Annotated in this window: 18 protein-coding genes; all 18 read left to right on the top strand. The window is 66.8% G+C overall.

The window, feature by feature from the left end:
• The first annotated feature begins 43 nt into the window (after window positions 1-43).
• Window positions 44-1,888, top strand: a complete 1,845-nt coding sequence (mutL, locus tag ASC95_RS18595) for a DNA mismatch repair endonuclease MutL (protein WP_057299207.1) — start codon at window positions 44-46, stop codon at window positions 1,886-1,888.
• Window positions 1,889-1,900: 12 nt separating this feature from the next.
• Window positions 1,901-3,268, top strand: a complete 1,368-nt coding sequence (locus tag ASC95_RS18590) for a pseudouridine synthase (RefSeq protein ID WP_057299206.1) — start codon at window positions 1,901-1,903, stop codon at window positions 3,266-3,268.
• 111 nt (window positions 3,269-3,379) lie between these two features.
• Window positions 3,380-4,306, top strand: coding sequence for a tRNA (adenosine(37)-N6)-dimethylallyltransferase MiaA (miaA, locus tag ASC95_RS18585; RefSeq protein WP_057299205.1), 927 nt, complete (start codon window positions 3,380-3,382; stop codon window positions 4,304-4,306).
• Window positions 4,307-4,325: 19 nt separating this feature from the next.
• On the top strand, window positions 4,326-4,979 hold the full coding sequence (locus ASC95_RS18580) for an ABC transporter ATP-binding protein (RefSeq protein WP_057299204.1): 654 nt from the start codon (window positions 4,326-4,328) through the stop codon (window positions 4,977-4,979).
• Window positions 4,979-7,516, top strand: a complete 2,538-nt coding sequence (locus ASC95_RS18575) for an ABC transporter permease (protein ID WP_235537969.1) — start codon at window positions 4,979-4,981, stop codon at window positions 7,514-7,516. The genes ASC95_RS18580 and ASC95_RS18575 overlap by 1 nt, the downstream gene beginning before the upstream one ends.
• Window positions 7,513-8,547, top strand: a complete 1,035-nt coding sequence (locus ASC95_RS18570) for a lipocalin-like domain-containing protein (RefSeq protein WP_057299202.1) — start codon at window positions 7,513-7,515, stop codon at window positions 8,545-8,547. Before ASC95_RS18575 ends, ASC95_RS18570 begins: the two co-directional genes overlap by 4 nt.
• Window positions 8,548-8,705: 158 nt before the next feature.
• Window positions 8,706-10,511: an ABC transporter transmembrane domain-containing protein gene (locus tag ASC95_RS18565; protein WP_057299201.1), complete on the top strand. Its 1,806-nt coding sequence runs from the start codon at window positions 8,706-8,708 to the stop codon at window positions 10,509-10,511.
• Between the two features lie 81 nt (window positions 10,512-10,592).
• Entirely contained in the window at window positions 10,593-11,720 is a 1,128-nt protein-coding gene (locus ASC95_RS18560) for a lactonase family protein (RefSeq protein ID WP_162250805.1), read from the top strand.
• Window positions 11,721-11,890: 170 nt separating this feature from the next.
• Complete coding sequence (locus ASC95_RS18555) at window positions 11,891-12,136, top strand: AbrB/MazE/SpoVT family DNA-binding domain-containing protein (RefSeq protein WP_057299492.1); 246 nt, start codon at window positions 11,891-11,893, stop codon at window positions 12,134-12,136.
• A gap of 1 nt (window position 12,137) precedes the next feature.
• Window positions 12,138-12,575, top strand: a complete 438-nt coding sequence (locus ASC95_RS18550; RefSeq protein WP_057299199.1) for a type II toxin-antitoxin system VapC family toxin — start codon at window positions 12,138-12,140, stop codon at window positions 12,573-12,575.
• A gap of 1,089 nt (window positions 12,576-13,664) precedes the next feature.
• On the top strand, window positions 13,665-14,177 hold the full coding sequence (locus ASC95_RS18545; protein WP_057299198.1) for a hypothetical protein: 513 nt from the start codon (window positions 13,665-13,667) through the stop codon (window positions 14,175-14,177).
• Window positions 14,178-15,262: 1,085 nt separating this feature from the next.
• The gene (locus ASC95_RS18540) at window positions 15,263-15,676 is read left to right on the top strand and encodes a hypothetical protein (protein ID WP_057299197.1); all 414 of its coding nucleotides are present in this window, start codon (window positions 15,263-15,265) and stop codon (window positions 15,674-15,676) included.
• A 568-nt stretch (window positions 15,677-16,244) separates the two neighbouring features.
• Window positions 16,245-16,838: a hypothetical protein gene (locus tag ASC95_RS31440; protein WP_200960165.1), complete on the top strand. Its 594-nt coding sequence runs from the start codon at window positions 16,245-16,247 to the stop codon at window positions 16,836-16,838.
• A gap of 357 nt (window positions 16,839-17,195) precedes the next feature.
• Window positions 17,196-18,011: a thymidylate synthase gene (locus ASC95_RS18530; protein ID WP_082567911.1), complete on the top strand. Its 816-nt coding sequence runs from the start codon at window positions 17,196-17,198 to the stop codon at window positions 18,009-18,011.
• Entirely contained in the window at window positions 18,008-18,505 is a 498-nt protein-coding gene (locus ASC95_RS18525; protein ID WP_057299196.1) for a dihydrofolate reductase, read from the top strand. The genes ASC95_RS18530 and ASC95_RS18525 overlap by 4 nt, the downstream gene beginning before the upstream one ends.
• Window positions 18,506-18,509: 4 nt before the next feature.
• Window positions 18,510-19,088 carry a DUF4337 domain-containing protein gene (locus ASC95_RS18520; RefSeq protein WP_057299195.1) on the top strand — a complete coding sequence of 193 codons (579 nt, stop codon included), beginning with the start codon at window positions 18,510-18,512 and terminating at the stop codon, window positions 19,086-19,088.
• 34 nt (window positions 19,089-19,122) lie between these two features.
• A complete protein-coding gene (locus ASC95_RS18515) occupies window positions 19,123-20,055 on the top strand; it encodes a LysR family transcriptional regulator (RefSeq protein WP_057299194.1) in 933 nt (310 codons plus the stop codon).
• A 119-nt stretch (window positions 20,056-20,174) separates the two neighbouring features.
• A complete protein-coding gene (gene dctP / locus ASC95_RS18510) occupies window positions 20,175-21,194 on the top strand; it encodes a TRAP transporter substrate-binding protein DctP (RefSeq protein ID WP_057299193.1) in 1,020 nt (339 codons plus the stop codon).

The following is a 21,194-nucleotide window of genomic DNA, read 5'->3' as shown; positions in this document are numbered from 1 at the left end:
CCGGCCCGGACGTGACAGCCGGACGGCGCCGATAATCCGGTCGATGGATTTGCCCCTGCCCGACCTCCCTGCCCCACGCGCCATCCGCGAACTGCCCGATGAGCTGATCAGCCAGATCGCCGCCGGCGAGGTCGTCGAGCGCCCGGCCTCGGTGGTGCGCGAGCTGGTGGATAACGCGCTGGACGCCGGCGCGAAGAACATCCAGGTCAAGCTGATGGCCGGCGGCGTGCGGGCCATCGTCGTCGAGGACGACGGCTGCGGCATCCCTGTCAACCAGTTGCCCTTGGCGCTCAAGCGCCATGCAACGAGCAAGATCGCCAGCCTGAGTGACCTGGAATCCGTCGCGACGATGGGATTCCGCGGCGAGGCCCTGGCCGCCATCTCGTCGGTCTCCGACATGGCCATTGCCAGCCGCACCGCCGCCGACGCTCACGCCCACCGGCTGGACGCCCGCAGCGGCGAGCTGCAGCCGGCCGCCCGTGCGCGCGGCACCAGCGTCGAGGTGCGCGAGCTGTTTTTCGCCACCCCCGCCCGCCGCAAGTTCCTGAAGACCGACGCCACCGAGCTGGCCCATTGCGTGGAGGCCGTGCGCCGCCATGCGCTGGCGCGGCCCGACGTCGGCTTTGCGATCTGGCACGAAGGCAAGCTCGTCGACCAATGGCGCGCCGCGTCCAGCGAGCAGCGCATTGCCGATGCGCTGGGCGCAGACTTTGTCACCGAGAGCCGCCCCTTCGAGCACAGCTTCGGCCCCTTGGCCCTGACCGGCCGCGCCGGCCTGCCCGAGGCGGCACGCTCGCGGGCCGATCAGCAATACGTCTGGGTCAACGGCCGCCATGTGCGCGACAAGCTCATCAGCCACGCCATCCGCTCCGCCTACGAGGACGTGCTGCACGGCCAGCGCCAGCCCAGCTATGTGCTCTTCATCGAGATCGCGCCCGAACTGGTGGACGTGAACGTGCACCCGACCAAGATCGAGGTGCGCTTCCGTGATGGCCGTGCCATCCATCAATCCGTGCGCCGCGCCTTCATCGACGCGCTGGCCCAGTCACGCAGCGCCGAGGCCGCCGGCGTCGAGTCGGCGATGGCACCCCTGGCCTTCGAGCCGACGATGCCGGCCACGCTCTATGTCTCGGAGCCACGCCCGGCCTACCAGTCTTATGTGCCGCCCGTGCCGGCGACGGCCGAACAGGTCAGGCTGTCTCTCGTCCAACACGAGGCGCTGTGGAACCCCGCCGAGGCGCCCGACCCCTCACCCGCAACGGCCGCGCCGACGATCAGCTTGAAGATGAAGTTGCCGGACGAGGACTGGCCGCTGGGCCGCGCCATCGCGCAGATCCAGGGCGTCTACATCCTGGCCGAGAACAAGCAGGGCCTGGTCATCGTCGACATGCATGCGGCCCACGAGCGCGTCGTCTACGAGCGGCTCAAGGCCAGGCTCGGCGCGACGCAGATCGAGAGCCAGCCGCTGCTGATCCCGGTCAGCTTTGCGGCCACGGCCGAAGAAGTGGCCGCCGCCGAGCAGCATGCCGACACGCTGTCAAAGCTCGGCCTGGACGTCGCCCCGCTGTCCGCCCGCACTCTGGCCGTGCGCTCCCGCCCTGCCCTGCTGGCGGCCTCCGACCTCGTTGCGCTGACCCGCGAGCTGCTCGCCGAAATGGCCCAGTTCGACGCCAGCTCGGTGCTTGAACGCGCCCAGCACGAAATCCTCGCCACCATGGCCTGCCACGGCGCCGTGCGCGCCAACCGGCAATTGACTCTGGATGAAATGAACGCGCTGCTGCGCGACATGGAAGCCACCGAGCGCGCCGACCAATGCAACCACGGCCGCCCCACCTGGCGCCAGCTCGACATGCGCGAGCTGGATGCCCTTTTCCTGCGCGGACGCTGAAAGAAGAATTCGATGGTCACCATCACCCTCAAGGGCAAACCCAAGCCCGCTGCCAAGACTCGCAACGCCGAGGGCGAGAAGCGCGCGCCCGTTCGTGGCAAGGGCGTGTCCAAACCGCGGACAACGCTGGCCAAGGCACAAGCCGACCGCGCCGAGCGCGAGGAGCAGTTCCAGAAAGCGCAGCAACAGCGCAACGAGCGGCCCGCGCCTCAACGCGACGTTCAGCGCGACGAACGCCCGGCCCACCCCAAGCCGTCTGGCTTCAAGCCCGACCGCCCGCAGCAGGCTCGCGGTGATGTGCCCCAGCGTTCTGAGCGCAGCCCATGGGCACGGCAAGACGAACGCCCACCGCAACAACGCGGCGACGCACCGCCGCGGCCCGAACGCGGTCCACGTGCACGGCCAGACGAGCGCCCGCCGCAACACCGCGGAGATGCACCGCAGCGCCCTGAACGCGCCCCTCGCTCGCGACCGGACGAACGCCCGCCTGTGGACCGCCCGCCGCGCGTCGACCAGCGCCGCGTGGCTAACCGCGGCCCGAACTTCGAGCCACCACAACGCCCTCAGCAACGCCGCAACCCGGCCCGCGAAGTTGCCCCTGAAGACGGCGAACGCCTGTCCAAGCGCATGGGCGAGCTCAAGCTTGCGTCGCGCCGCGAGGCCGATGACTGGATTGCCGCAGGCTGGGTGCGCGTCAACGGCAAGGTCGCCGTGCTCGGCCAGCGCGTCGGCCCCGACGTGCAGATCGACATCGACCCCGCTGCCCGCAACCAGCAGGCCCAGCTCGTCACCGTGCTGCTGCACAAGCCCATCGGTTACGTCTCGGGCCAGGCCGAAGACGGCTATGAACCGGCCGTGGTGCTGTTCCAGCCCGAGAACCGCTGGGCGGAGGACGCCTCCGGCATCAAGCCCAACGCCGGCCACCATCGCAACCTGGCACCCGCCGGGCGGCTGGACATCGACTCCACCGGCCTGCTGGTGCTGACACAGGACGGCCGCATCGCCCGCGTGCTGATCGGCGACGACTCCGACATCGAGAAGGAATACCTCGTGCGCGTCGAGTACGTCGGCCTGCCCGGCAGCGAGCCGGTGCCCGAGGGAACGCTGCCCAACGCGGCGCTGTCGAACAACAAGCTCGCCCTGCTCAACCATGGCCTGGAGCTGGACGGCGAAGAACTCAAACCCGCCAAGGTCAGCTGGCAGAACGAGCACCAGCTGCGCTTTGTGCTGCGCGAGGGCAAGAAGCGCCAGATCCGCCGCATGTGCGAACTGGTCGGCCTCAAGGTCGTCGGCCTGAAGCGCGTGCGCATCGGCCGCATTCCACTGGGGCACCTGCCGGTTGGGCAGTGGCGCTATCTCGCGCCATGGGAGAAGTTCTGAACCTCGCCGCAGGAGACACAGCCACAGAGGCACAGAGCCACAGAGGAACAGCCTCTTGCTACTGAATTTCTCTGTGTCTCTGTGGCTCTGTGGCTGTGTTGGGCTGTATTGATGAGCGCGCCCTTGTCACCCATTTGCATCGCCGGCCCGACCGGTTGCGGCAAGACGGCGGCGGCTCTCGCGATTGCCGAAGTGCTGCCCGTTGAGATCATCAGCGTCGATTCGGCACTGGTCTACCGCGGCATGGACATCGGCACCGCCAAGCCCACCGCCGCCGAGCAGGCCGCCGCGCCGCATCACCTCATCGACATCCTTGACCCGACCGAGAGCTATTCGGCCGCCGAGTTCGTGCGCGAGGCCAAACGGCTTGCTGCGGAGATCAGCGCACGCGGCAAATTGCCGCTGCTGGTGGGCGGCACCATGCTGTATTTCAAGGCGCTGTTCGATGGCCTGTCGACGCTGCCCCAGGCCGACGCCGACCTGCGTGCCGCCATCGACACCGAGGCGGCCGTGCGCGGCTGGCCAGCGATGCATGCGGAGCTGGCCAAGCTCGACCCTGAAACGGGCGCCCGCCTGGCGCCCAACGACAGCCAGCGCATCCAGCGCGCGCTGGAAGTCATCCGCTTGACCGGCCAGCCTTTGAGCGCGCTGCATGCCGCGTCACGCGACGAAGGCGTGGACTGGCCGCTGTTCTCGCTGGAGCCCAGCGACCGCGCTTGGCTGCACGAGCGCCTGGCGCAGCGTTTCGACGTCATGTTGGCCCAAGGGCTGGTCGACGAGGTCAAGAGCTTGCGGGCCCGTGGCGATCTGAGCCTGGCCCTGCCCTCCATGCGCTGCGTCGGCTACCGCCAGACCTGGGAGGCGTTGGATACCGGCGACTTCTCCGACCTGCGCGAGCACGGCATCGCCGCCACTCGCCAGTTGGCCAAGCGCCAGATCACGTGGCTGCGCAGCATGCCGCAGCGCCGCGTCATCGCTTGCGACGGCCCGCAACCCATCCCCGAGCTGCTGGCCGGCCTGCACCGGCTGCTCGCATGATGGACCCAGAATCCGGTTCATGAGTCTTCTGAGTGCGCGCCGCCTGGCGAAGTCCTACGGCGAGGTGGCAGTGTTTGCCGATGTGGATCTGGACCTGGACGCCGGTGAGATCGTCGCCCTGCTAGGTGAGTCCGGCAGCGGCAAGTCCACGTTGCTGAACTGCTTGGCCGGGCTGGACGAGGCCGACGCCGGCACCATCACGCTGGTGGGCCAGGACCTGCGGGCGCTGGACGACGAGGCCCGCTCGGCACTGCGGCGCCGCGAGCTGGGGTTCATCTTCCAGGCCTTCCACCTGCTGCCGCATCTGAACGTTGCCGACAACGTGGCCCTGCCGCTGCGCCTGCTCGGCCAGCGCGATGACGGGCGGGTGCGGGAGATGCTGGCCGCGGTCGAGCTGGCGTCGCTGGCGGCCCGCATGCCCAGGCAGCTGTCGGGCGGGCAGTTGCAGCGCGTGGCGATCGCGCGGGCTCTGGTGCACCGCCCCCGCCTCGTGTTGGCCGATGAGCCGACCGGCAATCTCGACCCACGCCATGCCGGCGAAGTGCTGGCCCTGCTGCGCCGCTGCACGCAGGAAGCCGGTGCAGCCTGCCTGCTGGTGACGCATTCCGAGCGCGCGGCGGAGGCGGCACACCGCCGGCTTCGGCTGGATGCCACCGGTCTGCGCTTGCAATGATGCTGTGGCGCCATTTCACCTGGCCCGCCTGGCGGGACCAGCCTGGCCGCGTCATGCTGGCCGTCATCGCCGTCATGCTGGGCGTGGCCCTGGCTTTCGGCGTGCATCTGCTCAATGGCGCCGCCCTGGCCGAATTCGCGCGGGCGGCGCGCAGCGTCAACGGCCAGCCCGATCTGGTGCTGAAGGCGCGCGCCGGCCTGCTGACCGATGCCGACCTCGTCGATCTGCTGAACCGCCCTGAAGTCGCCGCCGCCAACCCGGTCGTCGAGGCTATGGCGCTGTGGCCCGGCCAAGTCGGCCCTGGCGGCCGAGGCCTGTCCATCCGCCTCATCGGCCTGGACCCGCTGGCGCTGCTGGCCTCGGCCGCTGCCGGCCGTCCGCTGGCTGCCGAACTGGCGCCCCAGGTCGAAGGCGGGCCGGCGGCGCTGCTGAGGGCCAACGTCGTCCACCTGAACGCCGCCGCCCGCAAATTGCTGCCCAGCGGGGCCACCCGGCTGGCGCTGCGTCTGCCGGCTGAGGGCACGCCGCGCGACATCGAGCTGGCCATCGGTGGCCGCGTCGCCGCCGACAACACGCCGCTGGGCGTGCTGGACATCGCCGATGCGCAAGCGCTGTTCGGCCGCGTGGGCAGCCTGGACCGCATCGACGTGCAGCTCGCGCCCGGCGTGGACGCCACGGCCTGGGCCAACCAACTGCCCGCACGCTGGCAGGCCACGCCGCCGGCCGATACCGGTGCCCGGCTGTCGGACATGACGCGCTCCTACCGCGTCAACCTCGGCCTGCTGGCTCTGATGGCCCTGTTCACCGGCAGTTTCCTCGTGTATGCCGTGCTGTCCCTGGCCACGGCGCAGCGCCTGGCGCAATGGGCCCTGGTGGGCGTGCTCGGCGTGTCGGCGCGCATGCGCTGGCGGTTGATCCTGACCGAAGGCTTGGTCATCGGCCTCGCGGGCACGGCGCTGGGGCTGGCCCTGGGCGTCGGCCTGGCCGCGGGGGCGCTGAAGCTGATGGGCAGCGACCTGGGCTTGCACGGCGCCACCGATTCATCGGCCGACCTGCTGTTCAACCAGCCGCTGCTGCTGCCGGCCCTGGTCTACGCGGCACTGGGCCTGGCCGCCGCCCTGGTCGCGGCACTGGCGCCCGCACTGACGGTGCGCCGCATCGCGCCCGCGCTCGTGCTCAAGGGCCTGGGCCTGCCGGCGGCGCGCACCTTGCCCGCCTGGGCCGGCCTGGCGTTGCTGGCTGTGGGGGCGTCGCTGGCCTGGCTGCCGCCTGTCTGGGGCGACACATCGGTCGCTGCCTATGCGGCCATGTTCTTTCTGCTGATGGGCGGCCTGGCCCTGGTGCCGGCCCTGGTGCAGCTGATGACGGCGCTGCTTGCGCGCCTGCCGGCGGGCGCGCTGCTGCTGCTGGCCCGCGAACGCAGCCGCGACCAGGCGACCGAAGCGCGCCGGTCGCTGGCCGGCGTCCTGGTTGCCCTGGCCTTGGCCGTGGCCATGACGGTCATGATCGGCAGCTTCCGTGAATCGCTGCTGCGCTGGCTGGACCAGGCCCTGCCGGCCGACCTCTATGTGCGCAGCGCGCTGCGCGGCGCCAACGGCATGCCCGCACCTTTGCCACCGCTCCTATTGACGGCGTTGTCTCGCCTGCCCGAAGCCGCGCGCACCTCACCGCAGCTCACGGCCCGGCTGCGGCTGGCATCCAGCGGCGAACCCGTGGCCCTGACTGCGCGCGACCTCCAGGCCGGCGGCCTGCCCCTCGTCGAAAACTGGACGGGCCCAGCCGCGGCGGGCACCCTGGCCGTCTGGGTCAACGAGGCCGCACGGGACCGCGACGGGCTGAAGCCGGGTCATGTTTTCCAAGGCGAGTTGGTCGATAGCGGCCGCGCGCTGAAGCTGCAGGTGCGCGGCGTCTGGCGTGACTATTCGCGCCAGAACACGGCGCTGTGGATGGCGCTGGACGACTACCGCCGCGCCAGTGGCGACACCAGCACCGCCGAGCTGGCACTCTGGCTGGCACCGGGCCGGTCGCTGGAATCGGCGCGCACCGCGGTTCGCCAGCTCGGCGGCGACAACGTCGAAATGGCCGACGCTGGCGAGCTGCGCGCGCTGTCGCTGAAGATCTTCGACCGCAGCTTTGCCATCACCGTGTGGCTGCAGGCCGTGGCCCTGGCCGTGGGGCTGTTCGGCGTCATCGCCAGCCAGTCGGCCCAGGCGCTGGCGCGCAAACGCGAGTTCGGCCTGTTGCGCCACCTCGGCCTGTCCAGGCGGCAGTTGCAGCGGCTGCTGCTCATCGAGGCCAGCCTGTCGGGCGGCGCGGGCGCGCTGGCCGGGCTGGCGCTGGGCCTGGGCCTGAGCGTGGTGCTCGTCTACGTCGTCAACCCGCAAAGCTTTCACTGGAGCATGGAGATGCATTTGCCGGTTGCGCGCCTAGCAGCCCTGGTCGGCCTGGCCTTCGCGGCGGCGGTCGGCGCTTCGCTGCTGGCCGGCCGGCGCGCCCTCGGCGCTGACGCCGTGCGCGCCGTGAGGGAGGACGCATGAAGCGCCGCGCCCTGTTGCTCGCCGCCCTGCCACTGCCCGCGCGCGCCGCCCTCAACTTCCCGCACGACTTCGGCGCCCACCCGGCCCAGGGCATCGAGTGGTGGTATCTGACGGGCCTGCTCGGCGACAGCGGGAGCGCACCGCCACGCTTCGGCTACCAGCTGACCTTCTTCCGCCTGCCCGGCCCGGCAGCGGCCGACCATCCCAGCGGACTCGCGGCCAGGCAGTTGCTGCTCGGCCATGTCGCCTTGTCCGACCTCGGTGCGAAGAAGCAGCACCACGGCCAGCGCCTGCTGCGCGCCCTGCCCGGCGCGGTGCAGGCTGAGATGGGCGACTGCAACGTCAAGCTGCGCGACTGGACGCTCAAGCGCAGCGGCAACGGCTATCGCGCCGCCTTCAACGGCCCGGGCTTCGCGCTGGCGCTGAACCTGTCCACGCCCGACGCGCCATTGCTGCAGGGCGAGGCCGGCCTGTCCCGCAAGGGGCCCGATCCCGCGCAGTTCAGCCGCTACTACTCGCGCCCCCAGCTCGCCACCGAGGCCATGCTGACCCTGGACGGCCAACGCCAGCGCCTCACCGGCCGCGCCTGGCTGGACCATGAATGGAGCGACAGCCTGCTGGGCCAGGCGCAGGGTTGGGACTGGCTGGGCATCAACCTCGATGATGGACGCGCGCTGACCCTCTTCCAGCTGCGCCGCAAGGACGGCAGCCGGGACTGGGCCGGCGGCAGCCTGCGCAGCCCCGGCCAACCCGACCGCAGCTTCACGCCCCAGCAGGTCGAGATGACACCGCTGCGGCACTGGACGAGCCCCGCCACGGGCGCGAATTACCCGGTCGAGTGGCGGCTGAAGAGCCCCGCCGGCGAGATGCTGCTGAGCACGTACTTCGACGCCCAGGAGATCGACGCGAGGCACAGCAGCGGTCTCGTCTATTGGGAAGGTGCCGCCCAGTTGTTCGATCGCGAAAAACGGCCACTCGGCGCCGGCTACCTGGAGTTGACCGGCTACGCAGGGCGCCTGCCGTTGCCGTGACCCACAATGCGCGCCGAATGCAGCCACGCCAAACTACCTACCATCTTTGGCTGGGAAAACCTGGCGCAGCCCTGTGCTGCAACTGCGCTGCCACCAGGACCTTGACGACGCGATGCTGGCCCGCACCAGAGCCGTGTTGACTGAAAAGCTGTAACCCCATGAGTTCCACGACCGAACGCCCCGCGTCCAAGCAGGCCCGCTCTTTGAGCGGCCTGGCCCCCTTCCTGCGTCCCTACCGTGGCCGCATCGCGCTGGCCTTTGCAGCCCTGTTGCTGTCTGCCATGGCCACGCTGGCCTTCCCGCTGGCGCTGCGCGGCCTCATCGACGCCGGCTTCGAGGCCGCCAACCCCGGCGAGAAGCTCATGGCGTTGCGCGAGCATTTCCTCGCGATGTTCGCCGTCGGTGCCGCACTGGGCCTTTTCTCGGCGTCGCGCTTCTACATGGTCACCTGGCTGGGCGAGCGCGTGACGGCCGACCTGCGCAATGCCGTCTACACCCATGTGCTGCGCCAGAGCCCCGAGTTCTTCGAGACGACGCAGACCGGCGAGGTGCTCTCCCGCATCACGACCGACACCACGGTCGTCCAGACCGTTGTCGGCTCCAGCCTGTCCATGGGCCTGCGCAACATGGTCATGGGCGCCGGCGCGCTGGTGATGCTCATCGTCACCAACCCCTATGTGATGGGCCAGGTGCTGGGCATCCTGGTGCTGGTCGTGGCGCCGGCGCTTTACTTCGGCCGCCGCGTGCGCAAGCTCTCGCGCGCCAGCCAGGACCGCGTCGCCGACACCTCGGCCATCGCCGCCGAAGTGCTGAACGCCGTCACCGTCGTGCAGAGCTACACCCAGGAGGCCGCAGAGGCCAAGCGCTTCTCCGCCGCCAGCGAGGCCGCCTTCGACACGGCGCGCAAGCGCACCCGCATCCGCAGCTTCATGGTCGCCTTCATCATCACGGCCGTATTCGGCGCCATGCTGTGGGGCCTCTACCAGGGCACCCAGGCCGTCATCGCCGGCAAGATCTCGGCCGGCCACCTGGGCCAGACCGTCGTCTACGTGACCCTGCTGGTCAGCAGCGTGGCCGTGCTGGCCGAAGTCTGGGGCGACGTGCTGCGCGCGGCCGGCGCAACCGAGCGCCTCATCGAGCTGATGGAAGCGCGCTCCCCGGTGGCCGAACCCGCAGCGCCGAAGGCCTTGACGGCCGCGCAGGGCGGCAGCCGCGTCGAGTTCGACGCTATCACCTTCAACTACCCCTCACGGCCCGCCACGGCGGCGCTGGACCGGCTCAGCCTGAACATCGCGCCGGGCGAGACCGTCGCCCTGGTCGGCCCCAGCGGAGCCGGCAAGAGCACAGTGCTGCAACTGCTGCTTCGCTTTTACGACCCGCAGTCCGGCTCGATCCGGCTCAACGGCGTCGAGACCCGCGAACTGAGCCTCAAGGATCTGCGCGCCAACATCGGCCTGGTGCCGCAGGACAGCGTCATCTTCTCGACCTCGGCCCTGGAGAACATCCGCTACGGCCGGCCGAGCGCGACGGACGACGAAGTCATCGCCGCCGCAAAGGCCGCTTTTGCCGACGACTTCATCCGCGCCCTGCCCGAGGGCTATCAGAGCTTCCTCGGCGAGCGCGGCGTGCGCCTGTCCGGCGGCCAGCGCCAGCGCATCAGCATCGCCCGGGCCATGCTCAAGAACCCGCCGCTGCTGCTGCTCGACGAAGCCACCAGCGCACTCGACGCTGAAAGCGAACGCGTCGTGCAGGCCGCACTGGAAGCAGCCATGCAGCACCGCACGACGCTCGTCATCGCCCACCGCCTGGCCACCATCCAGAAGGCCGACCGCATCGTCGTGCTGGACGCGGGGCGCATCGTCGACATCGGCCGGCATGACGAGCTGGTGGCCCGCGGCGGGCTGTATGCGAAGTTGGCGTCGATGCAGTTTGGCCTGAAGGCTGACGCGCAAGCCGCTGTCTGAGCGGCAGCCGGGCCCTCGAAGCCGGGACGCGTCCCGTGCGGCGCCATGCGCCTGGCCTGGCATTCGAATGAACCTTCCCGCATGAAAAAACTCGCCCTTGCAATGATCCCCACACTGCTGCCCCTCGCCATCGCGGCCCAGACGCTGGTCTATGTCGGCACCGACACCGGCCGCGAGAGCAAAGGCATCTACGTCTCCACCCTCGACGAGGCCACCGGCGTGCTGTCCCCGCCACTGCTGGCCGCCGCCATCGGCAACCCGGGCTTCCTCGCCATGCACCCGAGCAAGCCCCTTGTCTATTCAGTCGCCGCCGGCCGCGCCGCGGATGGGTCCTGGAAAGAGGAAGTTGCCGCGTTCACCGTGCAGGACGACGGCCGCTTGGTGCTGCTCAACACGCGGCCCTCGGGCGGCAACGGCCCTTGCCACATCTCCGTCGATGCCGGCGGGCGCGTGCTGCTGCTGGCCAACTACAACGGGGGCAACGTCGTGTCCTACCCCATCCAGGGCGACGGCAGCCTGGGGCCGGCGGCCTCCACGGTCCAGCACGAGGGCGCCAGCGTCAACCCGCAGCGCCAGAAGGAACCGCACCCGCACGGCATCTACCCCGGCCCGACCCAGACCCGCGCCTACGTGCCCGACCTGGGGCTGGACAAGGTCATGATCTACCGGCTGGACACGGCCAGCGGCCGGCTCTCGCCGAACGCGCCCGCGTACGCCACCACCGAGGCCGGCGGCGGCCCGCGCCACCTCGCCTTCCACCCGAATGGCCGCTTCGCCTACGTGAACCTTGAGATCACGTCCCGCGTGGCCGCCTACCGCGTAAACGCGGCCACCGGCGCGCTGGAGGGCTTTCAAGTGCTATCCAGCCTGCCGCCCGGCACCAAGGCCGAAGGCAACAGCACCGCCGAGATTCTGGTCCACCCAGGCGGCCGGTTCCTCTACGTGTCCAACCGCGGACACGACAGCATCGCGATGTTCGAGATCGACCCGCAGGACGGTTCGCTGCGCTTCATCGAGGCGACGAGCACCGGCGGGCACATGCCGCGCAGTTTTGGCATCGTGCCGGGCGGGCGCTTTCTGGTGGCGGCGAATCAGGACAGCGGCAATGTCATGGTCTTTCGCATTGATGCGGAGCGCGGGACGCTGTCACGCGTTGGCGGCGAGGTAGCGATTGACCGGCCGGTCTACGTGCGGTTCATGAGGCGCTAGACCCCGCCGGGACGGCAGCATCGAGAAGATCCAAGCCGGCAGCGACGCTGTTCTGGGAGGGACGGGCAACCCTGGCCGTTGGTTGATACCGCGTCTGGCATCCCTGGGTGTGGCGGCTTGACATCTAACACTTCGTGCGTACGATGTATACACATTTGATGATATACATCATGGACCTGCAAGTAGCGAAATGGGGCAATAGCCTTGCCCTACGGATTCCCTCTGAAATCGTGCGCCAGCTCGGGTTGCGTGAAGGGGCCACCGTGGAGGTTCAGCTCACCGTCGACGGAAGCTTGTCGATTCGGCCGGCGCAGTGGAATCGCAAGGCGTTCGCTCTGGAGTTGATCGAGGCCCACAGTTCCATGCCGATGAGTGAGCCCGTGATGGAAGAGCTTCGCAGCGGGGCACGGTACTGACATGGTGGTCTATGTCGACACCAGCGTACTCGTACCTCTGTTCCTGAATGAGGCGCACAGCGCGGCGGCAGTCGATTGGTATGCGCGCGAGAAGAGCGAACTCGTCGCCGCGGCTTGGTGCATTCCAGAATTCGCCAGCGCCTTGGGCATCAAGCAGCGCACCGGCGTGATCGATGCGCAGCAGGCCCACGGCGCATGGGCACGCTTTGAACGCATGGTTGCCGCTGACCTTCGATTGCTCCCGGTCGAGCCTGCCAACTTCCATCGAGCGGCCGAGTTGGTGCTCGACGCCGCGAGCGCCTTGCGCGCCGGCGACGCACTGCACCTGGCATGTGCGGAGGCCTCCGGAGCGAAGCAGATTGCAACCCTGGACGACGTCCTGAGCCGCAATGCACTGCGGCTGAAGATCAAGACAGTCGTGCTGCGCAGCACGCCCTGACACATACGATTGAGGTCGAAATGGGAATTGCGTTGTTGCCTATGGAAGTCGCTGTTCGGCCAGGTCCTGTCGTTCAACCTCGCAGAGCGGGCGGCAGCAAAGTGCCCGAAGCCGACGCTCGCGACCGACGACGGGGGGGCAGCATGGCAGCGGTTTTTGCAAATCCATCCGCCCGCATGTCGGCTGTTGGCTAGGGCGGTCGCCAGTGGCCTGCTGCCATATGGCGGCTAGTGTGGCCGCTCGGCAAGGCTCGCGCTGGCAGTTGGCGCCCGGGAAATACCACCGTTGTGCCGGGTCTGAGCGGCTGGCACAGTCACAGCCATGGATGCCGCTTTCGACATGAATTTAATGGAGCTGATTTCCGGCGGGTCGGGCAAATTCTCTTTACTGCACAACGACTTACCGTTAATGTCATCGACCTGGTTAAGCAGCAGTCGGCGGAGTTAAGCAGCATGGCCTGCTGGATAAACTAGTAGTTCCCTTGATCTACTGCTACAGCAAACCTAGCAGCATAGCGAAATACTGTATGTTTATACAGCGTCGAAAAACTGCTAGCTTGCGCTGCGTAGCAGGCGCGCTCGCCCAAGCGGGCTTGGTGCGGACGAGCCAGCAACGCAGCGTGAACGTATCAGCCTTACCGAGGCTTTTTGGCGCACAGAGCGGTTCGCAAACCAGCACTCGGACATGCCCCGCATTAGCTCCAGAGAACCTGTCGCTAGAACGGACGCCACTGCGTGGCGCCGCTCACCTGCCACGTTATGCAGCAGGCTAGGTTGAACTCCATCACGGGCTTTGTGCCTTGCTTGCGCGGCGGCCTCGTCGCGTCGGCGGCCGAGCGGTCCGCGGGTCGGGGCGAGCGCGTGTCGGTGTCACGCGTGGCCAGCCGCGCGGTATCGGCTTCCGCCTGCAATGCGCTTCCGGCTAGTCCACCAAGCCTGCTCGCCTCAGCCTGCGACGGGTTTCAACTTCGGCGTCTTCGTCGTGTCGCGGCCACCGGTACTTCGACCAACAGCGCTCGGCATAACCGGTCATTCCAGCGGACGCCTGCGGCGCCCGCTGAACTCGCACGTTAGGCCGCAGAGGAACGCAATGGCGCCGCAACGCAAAGACCTTCACTCCGATGACGATGATTCGATCTCCGATGAAGAGATTGAGGCGCAGTACTTCCCAGGCACAGTTCCTGTACTCCCGGGTCCCACCGCAAGCGCGCTGAACGAGCTTGTCTTCAAGGGCGACGAGTGGGAGTCGAGCAGCAACGCCTCTGTTGTGGTTGTCCTGCCCGGGACGCGAGAACAGCCTGACACCGCAGTTCTAGAGCTTGCTCGCTTCTCCCTAACTCGATTCCATGAATTCGAAGCGATTGCCAAGCAGGTCGCCCGGGACTTCTGCCGAGAAGAAGGTAGCTGGTCCGTCAGCGAAATGAACTTTGGCAAGGAGGCCTCAGCGAATTCTGCGGATCTCATTCTTCGGCTGCACTTGTCACCCAGGGACGGCTCGGCCGCTTTCGATTACACCGAGTACATCGTGTGCTTCAAGTTCAACCAGCTAACCGGACTGCGCGAAGGGTTCCGGATCAGTCGCGTTGTGATCCAGTTCGTATGAACCAACCGCTCGGCGAGTTGCGGCCTAACCCATCTTTCAATCGGACGCGCTACGGCAGGCCACCTTCGCCCGGTCGGCGGTACGCGATACATTTTCGCCAACCGGGCCAAGGCGTCCTGCCTCCGCGCACCGGTTAACTCGAACGTTAGGCGTCATGTGAAGCGAGAGACTATTCGCCGCGGTCAAATGCTCGCGCTGATCTTTTTTGCGGTATTGATAGTGCCTCAGAGTGCGTCGCCAGAGACGATTCCTGCAGTGACGAATCGCCTAGCCGCCGGTGACCGAGTTGAGCGCGACTACGTTGGACCACTCGGGATTGAAGGCCGTTCCGCGGCTTTCGCGCTTGACACATTGCTGGCAGAGGGTTTCCGCTGCGGGATATTGCCAGCAGGTGAATATGCTCCAGGCGCAGATCCTATGTGGCATTGCCGCAAGCAGCCATCAGGCTTCGGGCCTCATTGTGACGACCTGTCAGTCCCAGCAAGATTTGCCCAGCCTCTCCCGTGGGCGACACGCGATGAGCTGTTGGTGCACCTAGATGACATTCGGGTGCGTTCTGTCAGGGTTTTCTGTAGCCCTTCCCGCAAGGTGCCCGCCGAATTCTTGGCCGCTCGCGGGGCAGCCGAGACAGAGTTGCAAGCCTACATTCGCTCATTGGAGCTTCCTGCTAATGGTCAGAGCGCATACAAGAAGCTGTTGCTCTCCGGCTTCTACTGTGGGTTTGCAAGTCCAAGGAGTGCAAAAGTACAGACGCCGGAGATGGTGTGCACCAAGACGCCGTCGCAGATCAAGTTTTGCGCCGAGGCCAAAGTGGTGCTGAGTGTTTCGTGGCCGGCGGACACAGCAAGCAATCATTCGTACGGAGCGCTGCAACTCTCAATCGTGCGAGAGGCGCGTTCAAGCTGTCAGATCCCTGCAGTCGGCGGTGTCGACGTAGGCGAGCCATCGTGAATGTCCCCGCATGCGGATCGCGCAACCTGTCGCCTAACCATTCATTGCAGCCGACCTGCGCCAGCTTCGCTGGCTGGTCGGCTGAATTCAGACGTTAGGCATTGCATGGGCGGACTACGAATAGGCAAAGTTCTATGAAGCGCTCGGCTTGGCTCGGGGTTGTAGTTGGCTGGCTGGTGCAACTTGGGCTCAAGACTTTTCTCCCCATAGTCGTGCTTGTTGCAATGCGACTTTTGTCGCTTTCTAGTGGCGACAAGGTTGAGTGGGTCGAGCATCCCGATAACACCAGTCACTGGGTTTGGTATGTCATTCAAGGGTCCGTATTTCTCGGTTCAATGGTTGCCGGCATGCTTGCCGGCTATCTGTCGCCGCGCCGTTCCATGGTCGTACCGATTCTTCTTGCAGTACTCAGCTTGCTCGCCACTGCATTCGAGCAGTTTCCTCGACCGTGGTCGCCGCTAGTGGCGGGCATTTGGGTCGGCGGCCCGTGCCTGGGGTTGCTTATCGGATATCTTGTTTCCCATGTGTACGGGCGCGAAGATGCCTAACCTTTCGCTGCAGCGGACGGCTTCGCCGCCCGCTGACCTTGGACGGTAGACCGCGCCAACTACACCGATTTCTCTCGTGCAACGCAAGAAATATCTCGCAAGGCCATCGGCAATAGTTGCCGCGTGCCTGTGTAGTGCCACGCTGCTCTGCGAGGTGCTGCGCGTCCAGGCGGGAGACGCTGCTGTTCGATCACATCAGGAGCGTTGGGATTGTTGGGCAAGGGAAAGCAGCAAGGTACCGACTTGCGTGGCACTGGCAAAAAATGGGCCGCTTGACGATGCCAACTATTGCGGTGAAGCCGTCGCGACCTGCAAGGCGGATGGATTTGATGAAAGGACAGCGCGCGCGGAAACGCGCATGTTCACCTTGGAGGGCCTCGCAAACATGCTCCGTTTGTCAGCGGTTGGTTCCATGCTTTGGCTTGGGCTAGCACCCTTTGTTCGACGCATCTTGCGTTCACCGAAGTACGAATGAGTATGAGCTTGGCCACCTTCAGTTTGCGGTCTAACCCTTTGCTGCAGCGGACGGCTTCGCTGCCCGCTGAGCGCTAACCTTAAGTCGCACCCCATGCGCGTCGCCTCCCGTCACATGCCTCGCTTCTCGCGTCAGCCGATGCCCTTCGCCGGCTGGCTGTTGATCGCGTGCATCTCGGCATCAGGCGTGTACTCCGCTATCGCTAAACCTGCGGCATTTGTCATCGCGGCGAGTACGCTGACCGTGCTCATCTTGCTTGCGCGACAGCAGAGTCAGCGCGAAGCAAGAAAACTGCTAACGCTCGCGTCGAAACGCGACGGCCAATCGATTTGCGAGTTCGCCGAGGACTTCGACACGCGTGCAGTAAACACGTGGATCATTCGCGCGGTGTACGAGCAGTTGCAAGGGCATCTCAAGCACATTCATCCGGCGTTTCCGGTGCGTGCGGACGACCGGCTGAAGGAAGACCTATTGCTCGATGACGACGACTTGGACATGGACCTCGCACAAGAAGTCGAAGCGCGTACCGGGATATCCATTGACGAGAGTGGCGGCAACCCGTACTTCGGCAAGGTCAAGACGGTCCGCGACCTCGTGTTCTTCTTTCAGAACCAACCGGGATCGAGCAGTCGACTTAACCATTTGCTGCAGCGGACGGCTTCTCCGCCCGCTGAGCGCCAACGTTGAGCGGCAGCTTTAGGGAAGCTTGGTAGGCCTGTGCCGACGTCCGCTTCGGGCACCTTGCTGACGTCGACGACGCTTGGGCCTGCGGCTGCACCGGGTCGCGAACTGCCGATCATTTGGACCCGCTGCGCGGGATCTGATCCCGCCACGTGTCGACTGACGGCCGCGCCACCACCCCCTAAGCGCAGCCCCCTATCGGGCACCCCGCGTCATGCCAGCCAAGCGCGGCTTACTCAGAGATTGACGGCGCCGAGCCGCGGTGAGCCAGCAATGTCCGAGCAGGCGTCGCGATCGCGCCGGTCATGCGGTGGATGCCGCGCGCCCCGCAACCCTGTTGGAGGCTGTCGGACAATGCGACGCATGACCACCCCGCTCCGCCCCCCACAGCAATACGAAGACTTCATGCGCCATGTGTTCGAACACGGCGTGCAGAAAAGCGACCGCACAGGCACAGGCACGCGCAGCGTGTTCGGCCACCAGATGCGCTTTGACCTGGCCCAGGGCTTCCCGCTGGTGACGACCAAGAAGGTGCACCTGAAGTCCATCGTGCTGGAGCTGTTGTGGTTCCTGCGCGGCGACAGCAACGCCCGCTGGCTGCAGGAGCGCGGCGTGACGATCTGGAACGAGTGGGCGCGTGAGGACGGCGACCTGGGGCCGGTCTACGGCGTGCAGTGGCGCTCCTGGCCGACGCCGGACGGCGGCCATATCGACCAGATCGCCGAGGTCGTGAAGCAGCTGAAAACCAACCCGGACTCGCGCCGCATCATCGTCAGCGCCTGGAACGTGGCCGAGCTGTCCAAGATGGCGTTGATGCCCTGCCATGCGTTCTTCCAGTTCTATGTGGCCGACGGCAAGCTCTCCTGCCAGCTCTACCAGCGCAGCGCCGACATCTTCTTGGGCGTGCCCTTCAACATCGCGAGCTACGCGCTGCTGACCATGATGCTGGCCCAGCAATGCGACCTTGCTCTGGGTGACTTCATCTGGACCGGCGGCGACTGTCACATCTACGACAACCACGTCGAGCAGGTGCAGACCCAGCTCGCCCGTGAACCACGGCCTTACCCGACGATGACGATCAAGCGCCGGCCCGCGTCGATCCTCGATTACGAGTTCGAGGACTTCGAGCTGATCGGCTATGACCCGCACCCGGCCATCAAGGCGCCCGTTGCGGTATGAGCCAGAAGATCACGCTCGTCGCAGCGGTGGCCCGCGACGGTGCCATCGGGCGCAACAACGCGCTGCTCTGGCACCTTCCTGAGGACATGGCGCACTTCAAGGCGCTGACCCTGGGCAAGCCGGTCATCATGGGGCGCAAGACCTGGGACTCCATTCCCGCGAAGTTCCGTCCGCTCCCGCGCCGCCGCAATCTCGTCATCAGCCGTTCGAACGTCGAACTGCCCGGCGCCGAGGTGTTCGCGAGCCTGGATGCCGCGCTGGCCGCCTGTCAGGACGCGCCCGAGGCCTGCGTCATCGGCGGCGGCGAGATCTACGCGCTGGCCTTGCCGCGGGCTGACAAGCTGGCGTTGACCGAGGTGGATGCCGTCTTCCCGGATGCGGACCGGTATTTCCCGGCCTGGCCGCGAGACCAATTCATCGAAGCCAACCGCGAGCGGCGCACGAGTGCTGCCGGCCTGGCCTTCGATTTCGTCGACTATCTACGCAAGGAATAAACACATGTCCGGACACGGCTTCCACGTCCACGGCCCGCACGAACACGAGTTGGAACACGCGGCCCAGCACGAACCCAAGGGCTTCGCGGGTCAGTTGGCGGTCATCACGGCCATCCTGGCCACGCTCGGCGCCGGTTTCTCCTACATGGGCGGGGCCACGCAGGCCAATGCCGGCATCCTGAAAAACGACGCGGCCATCAAGAAGACCGAGGCCGGCAACCAGTGGAACTACTACCAGTCCAAGAGCAGCAAGCAGAACCTCGCGGAGCTCGCGCTGGAGCTGAGCCCTAGCGAAGAAGCCAAGACCAAGTACCGCGACAAGGTTGCTCGCTACGAGAAGGAAAAGGCCGAGATCAAGGAGAAGGCCGAAGCGCTGGAAGCCGAGTCCAAGCACTTCGACGAGCAGAGCGAGGCGCAGCTGCACATGCATCACCGCTGGGCCCAGGCGACGACGGCGCTGCAGGTCTCCATCGCGCTGGCCGCCATCGCGCTGCTGACCAAGCGCCGCTGGATGGAATGGGCCACCATCGCCGCTGGCGGCATCGGCATCGTGCTGGGTGGGTTGGCCGCGGCGCACATCTGACACCTGACGCCGCCCGGGCCTAGGATGCCGGCCCATGCTCCACCGCATTGACGAAGAGATCACCTTTCGCAAGCTCGAGATCCTGCTGGCCTTCATGGAGAGCGGCAATCTCGCGCGGGCGGCCGAGCGGCTGGGCATTAGCGCGGTCAGCGTGCACCGAGCGCTGCATTCGCTGGAGACGGGCACGCGCTGCAGCCTGTTCCGGCTGGAAGGCCGCAACCTGCAGCCCAATGACGCGGCCCACGCGCTGGCCGACGTGGCCCGCGAGGTGTTGCAGGCCATGGCCCACGGCATCCGTGCCACGCGTGAGATCGCCGGCTACGCGGCCGACCGCATCCGCATCGGCTCGCTGTACTCGCTGACCAGCGGCACCGTGCCGGCCCTCATCATGGCGCTGCGCCTGCGCAAGCCCGACATCCAGACCGAACTGGTGCTGGGCTCCAACAGCGACCTGCTGCGCAAGCTGCGTGATGGCGCCGTGGACGCGACGGTGATGGGCTTCCCCGAGGGCGCGGCGGACGTCGAGTCGCAGCTGCTGTTCGAGGACGAGATCTTCTTCGCCGCGCCCGCCGACTCAGCCTACGCCCGCCAGCCCGAGGTGGACCTGGGTGCCTGCGCCGACGAGCGCTTCGTGTCGCTGAACGAGGGCTATGTGACGCACGACCGCTTCGTCGAAGCCTTCCAGGTTGCGGGCTTCGAGCCCAATGTCGTCATGACCACCAGTGACATCTTCTCGTTGATGAACCTGGTGGGCGGCGGCATCGGCTGCACGCTGCTGCCGGGGCGCGTGCGTGGCGTGCTTCCGCGCAGCGTCTGCCTCGTGCCACTGGCGGCGCGCTACCAGATGAAGCAGAAGATCAGCGTCGTCTTCCTGCGCACGCGGGAGCGTGACCCCAACCTGCTGTCGCTGCTGGCCGCCTGCCGCAGCCATTCGGCCGACCTCGAGACGCAGGCGCGCAAGGGTTAACCCACAACCATTGCGGCCAGCGTAATGGTCGCCTGCCGAGGTTGATTGATCGTCCAGGGGCCCGCTCCCACACTGCGGCCGCATACCGCCCTTGAAGGCGGAACACCCGGAGACAAGCCATGCACCTCACACGACGCCAATGGATCGCCGCCGCCGGCGCCACCGCCGCAGCCGCCGGCTTGCCCAGCGCCCACGCACAGGCCAGCGCGCTGAAGATCTCGCACCAGTTCCCCAGCGGCTCGCTGACCGAAGGCGATTTCCGCGACCGGCTGTGCCGCAAGTTCGCCGCCGAGGTGGAAAAACGCAGCAGCGGCGCACTGAAGGCCTCGGTCTATCCGGGCTCATCGCTGATGAAGACCAATGCGCAGTTCTCCGCGATGCGCAAGGGCGCGCTGGACATGAGCCTGGTGCCGCTGTCCTATGCCGGCGGCGAAGTCGCCGAGACCAACGCCGGCCTGATGCCCGCCCTGGTGCCCAGCTATGAACAAGGCGCGGCGTGGAAGACGGCCGAGGTGGGCAAGCTGCTGTCCAAGGTACTGGACGACAAGGGCGTGCTCGTCGTCAGCTGGGTCTGGCAGGCGGGTGGTGTGGCCAGCCGCGCGCGGCCACTAGTAACGCCCGATGACGCCAAGGGCCTGAAGGTGCGCGGCGGCAGCCGTGAGATGGACATGATGCTCAAGACCGCGGGCGCCTCGGTCATCACGCTGCCGTCCAACGAGATCTACGCCGCCATGCAGACCGGCGCGATGGATGCGGCCATGACCTCGTCCACCAGCTTCATCTCCTTCAAGCTTGAAGAGATCGCCAAGCACCTGACGTCGGGCCGCCAGCGCACCTACTGGTTCATGTTCGAGCCGCTGATGATCTCCAAGGAGGTCTTCAACAAACTGCCCAAGGCGCAGCAGGACATCGTCATGGCGGTGGGCGCCGAGATGGAAGTGTTTGCCCGCGAGGCCGCCAAGGCCGACGACCAGGCCGCCGCGGCGATCTACGCCAAGGCCGGTGCCAAGGTCTATGACATGGACGAGCCGACGCTGAAGAAGTGGCAGGCCATCGCACGCGACACCGCGTGGAAGGACTTCGGCGAAAAGAACGAATCGTGCGCCGCCATCCTCAAGGCCGCGCAGAAGCTGCTCTGA

The organism is Pelomonas sp. Root1217, assembly GCF_001425705.1.
Taxonomy (GTDB): domain Bacteria; phylum Pseudomonadota; class Gammaproteobacteria; order Burkholderiales; family Burkholderiaceae_C; genus Pelomonas.
Note: the sequence above shows the minus strand (reverse complement) of the source record. Positions and strands in the feature narration are given on the sequence as shown.